The sequence below is a fragment of the Roseovarius sp. SK2 genome (assembly GCF_028807495.1).
Lineage (GTDB): Bacteria > Pseudomonadota > Alphaproteobacteria > Rhodobacterales > Rhodobacteraceae > Roseovarius > Roseovarius confluentis.
Genome location: NZ_JARAMK010000012.1, coordinates 106,045 through 120,717 on the forward strand (window position 1 = coordinate 106,045; position 14,673 = coordinate 120,717).

13 protein-coding genes and 1 pseudogene are annotated in these 14,673 nt (G+C 60.3%); 7 read left to right on the forward strand and 7 right to left on the reverse strand.

Annotation, left to right across the window (positions count from 1 at the left end; translation table 11 throughout):
- Positions 1-13: 13 nt before the first annotated feature.
- A pseudogene (locus tag PVV74_RS19645) lies at positions 14-379 on the forward strand (integrase core domain-containing protein); the annotation flags it as partial.
- Positions 380-420: 41 nt separating this feature from the next.
- Here the strand turns inward: PVV74_RS19645 and PVV74_RS19650 are convergent.
- Entirely contained in the window at positions 421-1,182 is a 762-nt protein-coding gene (locus PVV74_RS19650; RefSeq protein WP_146050082.1) for a hypothetical protein, read from the reverse strand.
- 450 nt (positions 1,183-1,632) lie between these two features.
- Between PVV74_RS19650 and PVV74_RS19655 the strand changes: the two genes are divergently transcribed.
- The 4 genes from PVV74_RS19655 to PVV74_RS19675 all read left to right on the forward strand — a co-directional run bounded on the left by PVV74_RS19655 (position 1,633) and on the right by PVV74_RS19675 (position 6,747).
- Positions 1,633-2,214 carry a L,D-transpeptidase gene (locus PVV74_RS19655; protein ID WP_103764592.1) on the forward strand — a complete coding sequence of 194 codons (582 nt, stop codon included), beginning with the start codon at positions 1,633-1,635 and terminating at the stop codon, positions 2,212-2,214.
- Positions 2,215-2,679: 465 nt separating this feature from the next.
- Positions 2,680-3,342: a L,D-transpeptidase gene (locus PVV74_RS19660; RefSeq protein WP_103764591.1), complete on the forward strand. Its 663-nt coding sequence runs from the start codon at positions 2,680-2,682 to the stop codon at positions 3,340-3,342.
- A gap of 474 nt (positions 3,343-3,816) precedes the next feature.
- The gene (locus PVV74_RS19670) at positions 3,817-6,171 is read left to right on the forward strand and encodes a heavy metal translocating P-type ATPase (protein WP_443217233.1); all 2,355 of its coding nucleotides are present in this window, start codon (positions 3,817-3,819) and stop codon (positions 6,169-6,171) included.
- Positions 6,172-6,270: 99 nt separating this feature from the next.
- Positions 6,271-6,747 carry a L,D-transpeptidase family protein gene (locus PVV74_RS19675; RefSeq protein ID WP_103764637.1) on the forward strand — a complete coding sequence of 159 codons (477 nt, stop codon included), beginning with the start codon at positions 6,271-6,273 and terminating at the stop codon, positions 6,745-6,747.
- A 3-nt stretch (positions 6,748-6,750) separates the two neighbouring features.
- Here the strand turns inward: PVV74_RS19675 and phnE are convergent, their stop codons facing one another.
- From phnE to PVV74_RS19695, 4 genes are read right to left on the reverse strand one after another with little or no spacing between them, the layout of a single operon-like run.
- Complete coding sequence (gene phnE / locus PVV74_RS19680; RefSeq protein WP_103764589.1) at positions 6,751-7,509, reverse strand: phosphonate ABC transporter, permease protein PhnE; 759 nt, start codon at positions 7,507-7,509, stop codon at positions 6,751-6,753.
- Positions 7,509-8,291 (reverse strand): phosphonate ABC transporter ATP-binding protein, encoded by a 783-nt coding sequence (locus PVV74_RS19685; RefSeq protein WP_103764588.1) that lies wholly within the window; start codon positions 8,289-8,291, stop codon positions 7,509-7,511. Before PVV74_RS19685 ends, phnE begins: the two co-directional genes overlap by 1 nt.
- Positions 8,288-9,163, reverse strand: a complete 876-nt coding sequence (locus tag PVV74_RS19690; RefSeq protein ID WP_103764587.1) for a phosphate/phosphite/phosphonate ABC transporter substrate-binding protein — start codon at positions 9,161-9,163, stop codon at positions 8,288-8,290. The genes PVV74_RS19685 and PVV74_RS19690 overlap by 4 nt, the downstream gene beginning before the upstream one ends.
- Positions 9,163-11,028, reverse strand: coding sequence for a cytochrome c peroxidase (locus tag PVV74_RS19695; protein WP_274594367.1), 1,866 nt, complete (start codon positions 11,026-11,028; stop codon positions 9,163-9,165). The genes PVV74_RS19690 and PVV74_RS19695 overlap by 1 nt, the downstream gene beginning before the upstream one ends.
- A 107-nt stretch (positions 11,029-11,135) precedes the next feature.
- On the opposite strand from PVV74_RS19695, the gene mntR reads away from it, so the two are divergent.
- The gene (gene mntR / locus PVV74_RS19700) at positions 11,136-11,606 is read left to right on the forward strand and encodes a manganese-binding transcriptional regulator MntR (RefSeq protein WP_103764586.1); all 471 of its coding nucleotides are present in this window, start codon (positions 11,136-11,138) and stop codon (positions 11,604-11,606) included.
- 277 nt (positions 11,607-11,883) lie between these two features.
- Positions 11,884-12,792 (forward strand): cytochrome c oxidase assembly protein, encoded by a 909-nt coding sequence (locus PVV74_RS19705; RefSeq protein ID WP_146050081.1) that lies wholly within the window; start codon positions 11,884-11,886, stop codon positions 12,790-12,792.
- A 3-nt stretch (positions 12,793-12,795) separates the two neighbouring features.
- Here the strand turns inward: PVV74_RS19705 and PVV74_RS19710 are convergent, their stop codons facing one another.
- Positions 12,796-13,401, reverse strand: a complete 606-nt coding sequence (locus PVV74_RS19710) for an SCO family protein (RefSeq protein ID WP_170067263.1) — start codon at positions 13,399-13,401, stop codon at positions 12,796-12,798.
- A 302-nt stretch (positions 13,402-13,703) separates the two neighbouring features.
- Positions 13,704-14,645, reverse strand: a complete 942-nt coding sequence (locus tag PVV74_RS19715; protein WP_236544575.1) for a cytochrome c oxidase assembly protein — start codon at positions 14,643-14,645, stop codon at positions 13,704-13,706.
- Between the last annotated feature and the right edge of the window lie 28 nt (positions 14,646-14,673).

A 14,673-nucleotide genomic window follows, 5' to 3' on the forward strand; every position in this document is an offset into this window, starting at 1 on the left:
CGCACCTTACACCCTCCAACAGGCCGTTCTTCAGAGACAACCCGGATCAGGCCTGGTGCTTCACTCGGATCGCGGATCGCAATTGCTGTCCATTCGCTATACCGAGCGACTCGCAGAGGCGGGGGTAGAACCTTCCGTGGGAAGCGTTTGCGACAGTTATGACAATGCCCTGGCCGAGACGGCCAATGGCCTGTTCAATGCTGAGGTCATCCACCGACGCGGGCCATGGCGCAGTTTCGATGCAGTCGAATACGCGACCCTGTATTGGGTGAATTGGTTCAACAACCGCCGTCTTCTCGAACCCATCGTATACATTCCGCCAAGAGAGGTCGAAGCAAACTATTACGCGACTCTGGAAACATCAGACATGGCCGCGTAGCTAAGATCAATCAGCCTCCGGCAAACCCGGCGCGGTTCATATCACGCCTCCAAGAAAGTCGTGTGTTTACTGTTCTGCGGCAGGAGGAAGATCGAGGTTGCCAGGAGCGAGAAGACCAACTCGTAGACCTCCCATTTGCGAGGAACGTCGATGACCGCAATCACCAGGCTTGCTGCAACGGCGAGCATTGCGTGACGTGTGCCGGGCACCGGGGCGGCAATGTGATTGGCGGCACGTTTGATCCAGCTGACGCGCGAGTAGAGCAGTGGCAGCACGGTAATGTAGACCAGCACGATTAACGTTAGGATCGGACCGAAGAGCGTCTTGGCGAGGTGGAAATCGCCCCAAGGCGTGGGCACAATCAGGTTGTGCAGGTTCGTTTCCTGCTGCTTGTTCATCTCCTCGAAGGTCTCGCCGGTTTCCCAGCCGATTATACGTTGGCCCCAGGAAATCTCCTCGCCCGCGGCAAAGAAGAAGAGAAGCGCATAGAACAGCGTGCAGGCGAAGGCGAGGCCCGCGCCGCGCGCCTTTAGCGACCGCGCGTTCATCACCAGGACGACGCTGGCCACGCAGAGAAAGAGAGCAGTGCCGTACTCCACCAAGCCGTCTTCACGCGCGTAGGTGAGCGAGAAATAGTCGGTGCTGTAGAAATAAATACCGACCGAAAGTAACAGCACGGCGGCGACAATGCCGAGCAGGATTTTGTCGATACGCAGGATTGCGGACAGAGTCATATAAGGCGTGCCTTTCTCAGCAGATTTGGCGCCGGAATATGCGAGGCGGGACCGCGCATCAAGCGCCAAGCTTTTTACTGAGTCGAACCTACGTTCGGCTCAGGTGTGAAACCACATCTTGACGCTGGACTCACGATAGGTTGAAGCAATATCCAACCTTCGAAAAGTCATCGTTCACACGTCGTGGGCTTTCCAGTAGCTCTCACTCGCGATTTGGATGCAAATCAGGAGCAAGTTGACGAACACGTTTCTATCGAAGTACTTAAGCGTCTCGCCGCTATCGCCCGTGACCGAGGAGGCAAGATTGTATCACGCTGGAGAGCGGTGTTGTGGATTGCCGCGCAGATATCCAATACGCGCTCGGCATGCTTTGGTCAAATCTCCCTTCGGAAAGTTCGGATCGTACCCTCGGAGCAACAATCGAACTGCTCGCAGTTGTGAACACACGATCGTGAGTTCTACTTATCGAGGCGATGTGTTCGCAATTTCATGTAACTCAATTTAGTGGGGTACATCGAAATGAAAAACTTTAGCAGGCGAATGTTCGTATCTACCAGTGCAGCCAGCGTGTTGGTTCCTATGACTGGTGCAGCAAGTCAACCCTCTTTTCCAGAACGTTTTCTTCCTCAACTGGTAAACGCACGTCGGACGGATTGGCTGCCCGGAGATCTGCATTTAGTACCGGATGATTTTTTTTTGTATTTCATGCTCGAAGAAGGTATGGCGATCCGCTACGGAGTAGGAGTTGGACGCAAGGATTTGTACGAATCAGGCGTGTTCACAGTAGCGCGCAAAGCCAAATGGCCGTGGTGGCGGCCGACCAACGCCATGATCCAAAGAGAGCCGAATAAGTATGCACGATTTAGAAACGGTTTGAAGGGAGGACCGAATAATCCTCTCGGCGCGCGAGCGATCTATTTATACGATGATGACGGCCGAGACACCTATCTTCGAATCCATGGAACCAACGCACCAGAAACCATCGGGTCGGCCGTTTCGAACGGATGTGCCCGCCTCACCAATAAGCACGTAAAGGACCTGTACGATCGTGTTGCGATAGGTGCACGCGTTTATCTTTACCCCAAACTGAACGGCATTTGAAAAAGTCGTTTGCAACTTGAGGTCAGCGAAACGAATGTACGCGGCGCATGTCTCACCCCGTGAGGTTTTGATACCCACATGAATGATGCAATCGTATCCTGTTCGCATGCAGAATTTGGACCAATGTTTTACGTCGAAGCCTACTTTCGCAAGGATCAACCAATTGTTAGCCTGTCTGACCCTGACTGGAGGCTGTGGCTCGGAAATAGGCTGAAAAAAGCTTCGTCTGCCCCTTGAGAAGTAATTGGATCAGCTGGCTTTTCACGCGACGAGGCTGGGTTAGTGGGAATCGTGTTCGCAGAACTTTTTCCTTGAACGTTTAGGAGCTTTAGGAGTTACAACGAAAATGTACTGAACTAGACCTTGGGAAGGTTGCTGACGATGCCTCATTCCTTCCTGGGCAAGTAGAGACGCGTTAAGGATATATTTTATCCTTTAGTAAAATCTTGCGAAGGAAACAGAAAAATGCTGACGAGACGCCACTTCATCCAGACAACGACTGCGCTATTCTCGGCCTCAATCGCTCAGCCGCTCTTTGCCGATACGTGGCCAACAGAATCACAAAAGGCGGCTTGGGACACGCAAGTCACACCGTTCGGCTACGAGCCAGCCACGACTAACCCATGGGGTCTGCATCCAAGGTTTTTGCCGCAGCGCGTCGTTGCGAAGCGCAATCTCGTGCCGGGCGACATCCACGTGGACGCAGTGGCGCGATACCTCTACCACATCGAAAAAGGTGGAACTGCAATGCGCTACGGCGTGGCCATTGCAAAGGGCGACCTTTATGAGCCGGGAACTTATACGATTAAGCGGAAGGTGAAATGGCCTCATTGGACGCCAACCAAAAACATGATTGAACGCAATCCGGAGTACGAGCAATACGCAGATGGTATGGAACCTGGCCCGACCAACGCACTTGGGTCACGTGCGCTTTATCTTTTTGTCGGCAGTAGGGATAGCTATCTACGTATCCATGGCACACCGTATCCAAAAAGCATCGGCGGTCGCGCAAGTTCTGGCTGCGTCCGGATGGTCATGGCTCACATCAACGAACTTTATCCCAACGTCAAGATAGGTTCGACAGCGTTTCTTTACTCGGCCGAGGATAGTGTGACAGCGCAAAGTTGAAGGCGTGCACTGAACTCGACGCATCCGCGACCCTCTGGACAAGCAAATCAAGACTGGAGAGACGTGCAGATTGGTCCGCCGCCGGCCGCGCGAAGAGGTACCAAAGTGGTCTCTACTGGTCCACTGTGCTGATACCAGTAGCACCCATCTTCCGGAAGTCGACGAGCCGACGTGAGATCCTGACCGGGTGCAGCAAGTGCCGCTACAGACGCGGGAACATTGCCAACCTTGTTCTGAGCGCCATCATCTGTCGGCGGCACCGCGCAGCCGGCGAGTACCAGAATTGCTGCAATGATAGGCGCTTGTCGTTTTTGCATTTTTAACCCGCTCTTTCTGATTTCATCGCGCCTTAGTGGTGCGGTGAACGTTCGGACGCTGCAATTTTCTGCATGAAACGTCCTATTCTAACTCTTGATGCTCTAGTTGCTTTAGGAGCTATAGCAATGTGGAATCAATGAATCCCGAGGTCAATCCATGTCTTTTGATGGCAACCGCAACGATCACAGCCACCGGAGTGATCAAAAGCAACCTCACGCAACAGGCAAATCCTGTTGCGATGCGAACAGTGATGTTGCGTCGGCTGGGCTAGCGCCGTCCGGCGGAAGGAGCTTTCAGGTCTCCGGGCTCGATTGCGCCGAAGAGGTGGCGATCCTGAACCGGGTTGTCGGGCCGAAAGTGGGCGGAACCGAACACCTGGCATTCGACGTTATCAACGGGCGAATGACCATCCTCGATAGCGCCAAGAGGATACCAGACGACGAGGTCACGCAGTTGGTCGCAACGACCGGCATGAGCGCGAAGCCTTGGGATGCCGACAACGCAGCAGAGGACCAGGCCGCGCATCTGGCACGTCAGAAGCGCTTTACCTCGTTGAGCGGCGGCTTCTGGGGGGCGGGATTCCTTTTTCACATGGTCGAGACCGGCATGGGTGGCGCGCTCGGGCTCTTTGCGGGCCATGGCGATGTGCCGATGCCCATGGCGGAAGCAGGGATCTTCGCCCTCGCGATTCTTTTCGGAGTTTGGCTTGTCGCGCCCAAGGCCTGGTCTTCGGCGCGGAGGCTTAGCCCCGACATGAACCTGCTCATGGTGCTGGCCGTCGCCGGCGCCATCAGCCTCGGAGAGTTTTTTGAGGCTGCGACGGTCGCCTTCTTTTTTTCGCTCTCTCTCTATCTTGAGAGCTGGAGCGTGGGGCGGGCGCGTAACGCGGTTTCCGCGCTCCTCGATCTGGCGCCGCCAACGGCGCGGGTCCTTTACGAAGACGGATCGGAATCCGACGTTCCGGCTGCGGCTGTGGCAGTCAATGCAAGGTTTATCGTGCGCGGCGGCGACCGGATCCCCCTCGACGGTGAGGTCGTGGACGGGGCAGGGGCCGTCGATCAGGCCCCAATTACTGGGGAAAGCGCGCTAGTACCCAAGGAACCCGGCGAAGAGGTCTATGCCGGCACGATCAACGGCGAAGGCACACTGACGGTGCGGGCGACGAAGGCCGCCTCGGATACGGTGCTCGCGAAAATCATTCGCATGGTAGGCGATGCCCATGCCCGCCGCGCGCCGGTCGAACAGTGGGTGGCCAAGTTCGCGCGCATCTACACACCAATCGTGATGGCTCTGGCGATCACCATCGCGCTGGTGCCACCACTCCTGCTCGGCGGCGCCTGGGACTACTGGTTCTACAATGCCCTGGTCCTTCTGGTCATCGCATGTCCTTGCGCGTTGGTCATTTCTACGCCGGTTTCCATCGTTGCGGCGCTGACCGCGTCGGCACGGGCGGGGGTGCTCATCAAGGGCGGCGCCTATGTCGAAGCGCCGGGGCGGACCACGGCACTGGCGATGGACAAGACCGGGACGATCACCATGGGAGAGCCTGAGGTGGCGGCGGTTCACCCACTGGTCGGTGTTTCCGCACGCGATCTCATGGCGCTGGCAGCAAGCCTGGAGGTGCGGTCTTCACACCCGCTGGCACGCGCCATACTCTCGCGCGCCAAAGCCGATGGTGTTTCCGTGTCTGCCGCAGAGGACACCCGCACCGTGCCCGGGCGCGGTCTGGAAGGACGCGCCGACGGGCGCGCTATCTGGCTCGGCTCGGATCGGTTCGCCGAAGAGAAAGGGTTCGGCAATGCCATTCCGGCGGATCTGCGGGATCAGATCGGGGAGACAGGGAGCACCCTCGTTGCCGTGGGTGACAAGGCCGGCGTGACCGGCGTACTGGAGCTTCGCGACCGCATCCGCCCAGATGCAAAGGGTATCGTTGCGCGCCTGCATGCGCAGGGTGTGGATACCATCGTGATGTTGACGGGCGACAACGAACGCACCGCGCGCGCGGTGGCAGCCGAAGTCGGCATCGACGAGGTGCGCGCCGAACTTTTGCCGGAAGACAAGGTGACGGCCATTGAGGAACTCGTCGAAAGCCACGACATGGTAGCGATGATCGGCGACGGTGTGAACGACGCACCGGCCATGGCGCGGGCGCATTATGCCATCGCCATGGGCGCTGTCGGATCGGATGCCGCTATCGAGACGGCCGACATCGCGCTTATGACCGACGACATCGGCAAGGTACCCTGGCTTATTGGCCATTCGCGCCGGGCCATGACGATCATCCACCAGAATATCGGCATATCGCTGGCGACCAAGGCGCTGTTCGTCGGGCTGACCGCGTTCGGGATGGCCTCAATGTGGGGCGCCATTGCTGCGGATGTAGGCGTGTCTCTGCTTGTCGTGGCCAACGCGCTTCGGCTCCTGAACGGCCACCGGGTCGAAGCGGGGCCCTCGGGCGGTGAACCGATTGGCGAGCGGATGGCGAAGGGAGCACTCGCGCACGGTCATTGATCCGGCGGTTTCGGTAGGGTAACGTCTGACATCATCCAGACCTCGCAAAAGGGGCGTCGAGCAGTGGTGAATACCAGAATTTCACGGCGGGTCTTGCTGTTGGGCGGTTTGGCCGCCTTCCTTTCAGGCTGTGCCAGCAAGTTCCGGTCGTACAACGGACCACAAGTGACCCGGTTACGCATGTACAAGGCGCAGCGGCTGTTAGTTCTTGACGGCGCGGATGACGTCTTGCGGACCTATCCCATCGGATTGGGCTTCGCGCCCGAAGGCCACAAGCAGTTTGAGGGGGACGGCCGCACGCCGGAGGGCTCCTACCTGATTGACCGGCGCAACCCAAACAGCCTCTTCCACCTCTCCATCGGCATCTCATATCCCAATGAAGCCGACATCGCGTTTGCAGAGGCGCAAGGAAAATCGCCGGGTGGCGACATCTTCATCCACGGGGGGCCCCGCAAGGGGATCGACCCGATGAACAAACGCGACTGGACCGCGGGCTGCATCTCCGTCACGGACCGGCAGATCGAGGATATCTACGCCATGGTCAGGGACGGGACACCGATCGACATCTATGCCTGAAGGTCAGGCAAAACGACGGCGCAGCGCGACGTTGATAGCTTCGATGGCGATGACCATGACGACGACGGCAATCGTGACGCTGGCCGCCTTGTCATACTGGAAAGAGCGCACGTAGGTCTGGATGTAAAAGCCGATCCCGCCCGCGCCGACAATGCCGAGGATCAGCGACTCGCGCAGGTTCAACTCGAACCGGAAAATCGTGTCGCGGGCGACGACCGGCGCCATCTGCGGCCAGATCGCGTATCTGAGCCGCACGAGCGGCCCGGCGCCCGCGCTTTCCAGCGCGGCGATCGGCGCGCGGGACACGCCGTCGATCGCCTCGGCATAGAACTTGGCGAGCATCCCCGTTGCATGAAAGGCGACCGCGATGATGCCGGGCAGCGGCCCGAGCCCGACAGCGCCCACCATGAGCATGGCCACGAGGATCAGCGGAATCGCCCGTATGAAGGCAAGCAGCGTTCGGATCGACCGGAACACCGCAGGCGATACCATCGTCTCGGACGCGAGAATGCCGAAGGGAACGGACAGGATCACAGCACCGAGGGAGCCGAGGATCGCTATTCTCAGCGTTTCCGCGCTGCCCTTCTTGATCTCGGCCATCACCGTCGGGTCAGGCGGAAACATCCGACCGAGGAAATCGGCAATGCGCGGGCCGGCCGACATGAGACGCGACAACTCGACATCGGTATTCGCGAAGGACCACAGGATCGCCGCGGCGATCAGACCACTCGTCGCAAAGCCGCCAAACCCGCGGAACGCCATCAGGACACCGCCCTGAGGCCGATTCCGGGGATTGGCTCAACCTCCCGATAGAGCTCCGCTGTCGCATCCTCGTTCAACTCGGAGGTCGGCACATCAAAGGCGATCCGCCCGCCACGAATGCCAATGATACGCTGCGCAAAACGCCGCGCCAGGTCGGGTTGGTGAGACGCAAACAGCGCCGTCGCGCCGCGCGCTTGCGCCGCCCCGGTCAGCAGCGCCAAGATCTCACCTGCACGCGCAGGGTCGAGGTTGCTCACCGGTTCATCGGCCAGAATAAGCCGTGGTTCCTGCGCCAGACACCGCGCGATGGCGACGCGCTGCCGCTGCCCGCCGCTGAGGCTGTCGACCCTGCGATCGGCAAGATCGGAAATGCCGCAATCGGCAAGTGCCGTGCGCGCAATCTCCAGATCGTGCTTGGTCGGTGATCCCATCAGGGCCCGCAGCGGCGACATGCGCCCCAGGCGGCCATTCAGGACGTTACGCAGAACAGTGGAGCGTTCGACCAACGCGAACTCTTGAAAAACGAAACCGGTATCCGGGCGGCGCGAGCGCATTGGCGGATGATCGGGATCGAGCGGTGCGCCCAAGATCGAAACCTGCCCGCGCCAGCCAAAGAGCCTGCCATCAAGCAGTGCCAGCAGGGTCGTCTTGCCCGCCCCGGACGGGCCGAGCAGAGCCACGCTTTCGCCCGTCGGAATCTTAAGCGAAACCCGCTCCAGCGCCGGGACGTCCGCGCCCGTATGGGCAAAACTCAGGTCGTCGATTTGGATAGCAGTGCTCATTCCAACAGCCCGTATCGCCGCGCCATGTCGCGCACGCCGTTATAGGCGGCGCCGTCGGCCCTGACGTAGCCGTCCGGTCCATAAAGATAGCGCAGCTTGTTGCGGTGCTCTGGCTCGTTGAGCCGCAGCATTGCGCCGACAAAACGGTCCCGCAGAGCGGCATCGAGCCCAGGGCGAGCGATCACCAAATGGCTCGGGATCGGTGCGCTTTCCGCGATCCAGGTTACCTCCGCCTGTTGCTGCGGTGTCAGAAGCAGGTCGGCATACTGGCTGGCGCCCGCGGCATCGACCAGGCCTTCGGCGATTGCCTGCATGGCTTGTTGGTAGCCCCCCGCGAAAAAGACGCGGCCGAAAAATTCCTCCGCTGCGCCGGGACCTTTAACCAGCCCGGCCTCTACGAATTCGGCGAGCGGATAGAGATAGCCCGATTCCGAGATCGGATCCGCGAATGCGATGTCGCGTCCGCGCAGGTCTGCGAGCGCGCCGATACCGCTGTCGCGCCGCACGAAAATGCGGCCCGTATAATTCGGCGCGTCGCGGTAGACCTCGGACAGGAGTGGCACGGCACCGATCTCGGCCTCGGCCAGAACGAAGGGCAGGGCGCCCATGAAGGAGACATCCGCGTCGCCGTTTCGCAGCGCCTCGACCGCCGCTGCGTGGTCGATGGTAACGAACCCCTCGACCGGGACGCCGATCTCACTGGCCAGCCAGCCGGTGATAGCCTCGATATCGCCAAGCAGCTTCTCCGGGTTCTCCTGCGGGATGAAAGCCAGCCGCAACGCAGTGTCCTGCGCGGCGAGAGGTGTCGCCAACGACACCGCGCCCGCGCCGACCAAGGTCAGTATCGCTCTACGGGTCAGTTGAACTGGCATCAGAATGCCCTCTCTTCAATTGCGGCGGCTTCGGACTTGAACGCGGTCCAGCTTGCTTCGGCGGCCGCCCAGTCATCGGCACGGACGGCGGCGCCGACCGCGGCCAGCCGCTCAGCCAACGCGTAGACCTCGGGCCGCGCAGCAAGGTTCGACATGGTGCTGGCGTCCGCCGAGAGGTCCGCGGCCACGGTGTCAGTTAGCAGCAGGATGTGCTCTGCGTCCCGCCGCGGCAGTAACGTGTCGAGTGTCGAGGCGAAGGTCGTCAATTCGGCGAATGCCAGCCGGAAAGCGGTATTCTCGGTGTCGAACGTCTCGTAGGGTTCGTCCGCCGCACCCACGGTCTTGAGATAGGCGGTCAGGGACGCGCGGTCTTCCCCGGTCAACCCGAGCGCTTTCGTTTCGTCGAACCAGTCCACGACAGCGGCCAGCGTCGGCAGAGATCCGTCATGGAAGTAGGGCGCGGTATAGGCCGTGCCGAGCAGCGTGGGCGTGTCCAGCGCACCGGCACGGGCACCTTCATAGGCCGGCGCAACGGAGCCTATGTCGTGGGCCTGCCGGTCGAGGAAGTTCGCGTCTGGCTCGTGGCAACTGGCGCAGGAGCGGTCGCCGAGCCCGGCAAAGGGCGTGTTGAAGATCTCCTCGCCGCGCCGGGCGGCCTCTGGGGCCGCGTCGGTCAGGCGGCCATCACTCGTCAGCATGGAATTCGGCAGGAAGTCGAACTCGAGCATGTAGGCGACGAGAGCGTCCAGCACGAAGGGCGTCGGTTCATCCCCGCCGAACTCGTTGACGATCACGTTGCGGGTGAAATCGCGAAGGGAGGCGAAGCGGCCATCGCGGCCATAGGGTCCGGTGAAGCGCAGCCCGCGCAGGCTGGGAATGTCGAGCGGGTCGTCGCGCCGGTCGTTGAAGATCGGGTTGAAAAAGGCGCCGTCGACATCGATCGCGCCTGGCTGGTGGCTTGCGCCCGGAACGAAAAGCCGCTGGTTTATGTCCGAGCGGTTGTGACACGTCGAGCAGGTGATCCCGAGATCGCGCGCGGGGCTTCCGAAGATCTGCGCGCTGTCGAACAGCATGTCGCCGTAAGCGACGAGCGGCAGGTCGGTCTCGTCGATGCCCTGCTCCTCGAAATTGAGGACGAGCAGTGGCAACGGGTTCTGATCGAAGATGTCGGAGCCCGGTGGCAGGCTTGGTGGCACCTCGATGGCGCGACCGCTGAGCACGGCGGTTTCCGGCAGGGCGCTTAACGCCCTACGCGGAGCGAAGCTGTCCAAAAGATAGTTTTCCGCAAGATAGCTGGAGATCACTGCGCGCGCCGCTTCCATGGTCTCGCGATCCGCAGATGTCGAGCCTGCGCCAAGTACGCCAGAGAACCCGGTGCTGCTATTGAGCTCCAGCCAAGCCAGGCCGATCCGTCTCGCAGCCTCCGAATCGGCGGCCGCAACGCCGTCCTCGAACGCGCGGTAGAGTTCGCGTGCCGTTCGTACGGCCTGCTGTGCCGTCGCCGATTCTTCGGCCGCGAGAGCCCGGTCCAGTTCCTCTTCGATCCTGAGCGCGATGAGCCGCGTCGCCTCGGCAAAAACCGCCTGCCGGTCTTCGCGCATCATGGCCTTCAAGAGACCTGCGGGCTCGATTTCGCTTTCGCGGTCCAGCCACGCCAGCGCGCCGACAGAGAATTCTGAACCCCGGTAGGGTTCCGTCCAGGCGGTATCGGTGATGTCCCAGGGCCGAGGCTCGAGATTTAAAAGAAAGAGCGTCAGACGGTAGGCCGCTGCCTCGGGAAGCCAAGGCGCCTCCTTGGCCGGCGTCGCGGCGACAGGTCCAGACAGGAGGAGCGCAATTGCGAGTGTGGCCAGCAGCACTCTCATAATATTTCGCATGACCACGGTCTCCAAGGCAAAAGTTAGACATGGCTAATTTATCTACCCGAAGCAAACAAGTTGTCAATCCCGCTGTTTCGCTGCAAAGTCCGGACATGACGAAGCTACAATCACAAGGGCGTGAGCCATTCGAAGCGGTCGACCGGGCTCCCGAGGCGCAGGCCGATGGCTTTGCGACCGTGCGTCAGGCACATGAAAGCGAGATGGCGGAGGATTACGTCGAACTGATCGCGGAACTGATCGAGACGCGCGGGGAGGCCAGACCGGTCGAGATCGCCGAGCGGCTTGGCGTGAAGCCGCCAACCGTGACCAAGAACATCTCGCGGCTCAAGGCTGCTGGCTTGGTGCGGCGGGAACCTTACCGCGCGATTTTCCTCACCGATGCCGGGCGGGAGTTGGCCGAGGCCTGCCGTCGACGCCACAGGATCGTAGTCGCGTTTCTCCTGAGCCTTGGGATCGACGAAGGGACCGCGGAACGCGATGCGGAGGGTATTGAACACCACGTCAGCGAGATAACGCTGAAAGCATTCGAACAAGCGCTCGTGCTTTCCCAGAGTGATACTTAACGCCGCAATAGGTTCTGCGCGAAAATGAAACAACAGCCTCAAAAATATTACACCAAAGATCGAGTTACGATCGCTGCAAGCGAAAACTTACGACCAACTCATATTACAGTGATCTGCAACTGGGACGGTGCGATAGCGACAGAGCTATGCGGAGGCTTGGCCTGCGGCTGATCATTGGCCGATCATCACCTCAGGCTCTGACAGGGCGGGCACACAAATTGCCACATACTTGTTTCTTGCGTTGCGTCTTCCAATCGATCAAAAGACCATCGCGACCATGACCATTCAGAAACTCGAAGCCAATGCCTTGCCAAGCGACACTTTGGCCTATGGCAGTATCGTGCTGCTTGGCGCGGCTCTCTGGGCGCTAACCACCTACTTTCCGGCGCAGATGCCGGCGATCCTGCCCTATCAATTCTCTTGGCTGATCTATCTCGCGGTGACGCTGTCGGGGCTCTGGTTCGCGCGCGGGCTCCGGCGGACCGCGCCGGGAGACCGCCCGAGCCGATTGCGGCAGGCGGCCTTCTGGACGGGGTTGGTGTTGCTGTGGGGCGCTACGCAGACCGGGTTCGAATATCTCGCACAACGCATGTTCTTCACCAATCGGTTGCAGCACGTCGCCATGCATCATGTAGGCCCGGTCCTGCTGGCGCTCAGCGCGGGTGGCCCGGTGCTGCTGGCGGGGGCGCCGGAATGGTCGCGCGCGCTCTGTGCCAGCCGCTTGGTGATTGTTATCTATCGCACGATCCAGCAGCCCGTCATAGCGGTGATACTCTTCGTCGGTCTGTTCTGGTTCTGGCTGATCCCGCCGGTGCATTTCGCCGCCATGCTTGACCCGGTTCTGTACCAGATGATGAACTGGTCGATGGCGGTGGATGGTATCCTGTTCTGGGCGCTGGTGCTGGACACCCGTCCCGCGCCGCCCGCGCGGCTGCGCTTCGGCTGGCGCGCGGCGCTGGCCGTGGGCGTGATGTTCCCGCAGATCATTCTGGGCGCACTGATCTCTTTCGCCACGGTGGACCTGTTTCCCTATTACGCCTTCTGTGGACGGTATTTCCCTTCGATCTCGGCAGTGACCGACCAGCAGATCGGCGGCATCGTCATCTGGATTCCTCCCGCGATGATGAGCGTTCTGGGCCTCTTGGTGGTGGTGCGCAACATGCGCGCCGCCAACGCAGACCTTTAGCCTTCAGGCGCTCATCACGCGGCGGATGTCGCCGGTGGCCCCAGCGATGTCGGCCTGTAGCGTATCGAAACCGGGCCATATGACGCGCGCGTCGCCTTGCGCATCGAAAACATAGACAGACTTGCCGTGCGATACATCATAGGTCAAGTCGTCCGGCTGATGTGATTCGATCTTGTAGGTGACTTTGAGGCGCCGGGCAAGACGGGCCAGTTGGTTGGGCGTGCCGATCAGCCCGTCAACGCACGGCGTGAAGGCGGCGGCGTATTCCGTCATCACCTCGGGCGTATCGCGCTCGGGGTCCACTGTAACGAAGAGTATCGACAGTTTCGCGGCGTCCTCGCCCAGCTGATCGACCACAGCGGACAGGTTGGAGAGTGTCATCGGGCAGATATCGGGGCAGAAGCTAAAGCCAAAGAACAGCGCGACGACCTGTCCTTCATAATCGGCCTGTGTCACGCGCGTCCCGTCCTGAGCCCGGGTCATGGTGAAAGACAGGTCGGGTAAAAGCCCGCTTACATCCTCGCCATACCATCCAGCCTCGTTACAGGCGGCCAGCGGCACGACCAGTCCTGCGGACCCCATGCGCCGGAGCAGCGCTCGGCGGGTCATCGTCGCGTCAGTACGGGCCATATTTTACCAATATCGCCACGCCAAAGGCCGTTGCGAAAAAGAGACCGGCAACGCACAGCAAAATCCAGAGCACCATTCGATTGCTCGATCTGGTCGTTCGCTTGACATCGCTCGCCGTAGGGTCCGACGTCTCGGTTGCTTCGGTCCCCTCATCCATACCGGTTTGCTATATCATTTCGGCGCGTATCACAACGTGCCAAGCCGCAAGCGGGATGCGACAAGGTGCCTCGTGAACAGTTCTCGTCATGCCTGCGCATTGCGTGCTGGCGGGATGGCAACGATCACAGTGCATACACAATCGTCACCACCGTTATCATGACGATCAAGAACATGACCAACGCGCCCAGGGCGAGCGTCCGGCCCATGTCACGATTTGGCTTTGCAACCTTCAGACGCAACTCTTCGGCCGTTTCCGGAAATTCGAGCGCGGCGGAGTTCGAGGCGCGCGTCAGTTCGTATCGCGCATCCCAGCGACGCACTTCCGCAGCGTTCCAGCCGTTCATGACCAGAATGATCGCGGCGATCATCACCATCGAGGATGGGACCCAGATCACGTAGCCACCAATCGTTTCATCGGATAAAGTTGCAGATAAGCCGGTGCCTGTCGTTTGGTAGGAGGCATAAAGGGCCACCTCCTTAAGTGTCGTGAGGGAACCCAGAAAAATGTTTGAAACAATCACCACAAAACCGGAGATCAGCCTCGCTCCGCGTCGCGCACCGGCAGGGGGATCCCTCCAGTCGAAAAGCATGCCGAAATACCAGATCCCTGCCAGCACCATCGCCAGATGTGCGAGCAGCTCGACCGCCGCGATGCGCTGCGCAAGTCCGTAAAGGACCGGTATCTGCCAGACGAAGAGCGAAGCGATGAGCAAGGCAGTGGCGGTTGCCGGATGCGCCATGAACCGCACGAACCAGGCGTTCGCCAGCGCGCCGAGGTATCGACGCCACCGACTTTCCAAACCGGCTTGCAGGATGCGCCACGGCTGCGAAACAGCGATGAGCAGTGGTCCTGCAAGGCGAAGGAGAAGATGTTCCACCTGGTGCACCGAAAAGAGGCTGTGCCCCAATGAAGCCAGAGACGCATTCGTGGCCACGAAAATGCAGGTCAAGCCAGCGAAGAACATAGCCTGCCGCCAAAGAGAAACCGTCCCGCGAATACGAGCGGATCGCGCGAGGCCGCGCATGTAGTACCATGCGGCCAAGCTGACGGAAACAAGGGACACTGGCGAAATCGCATATCCAAACGGGTCG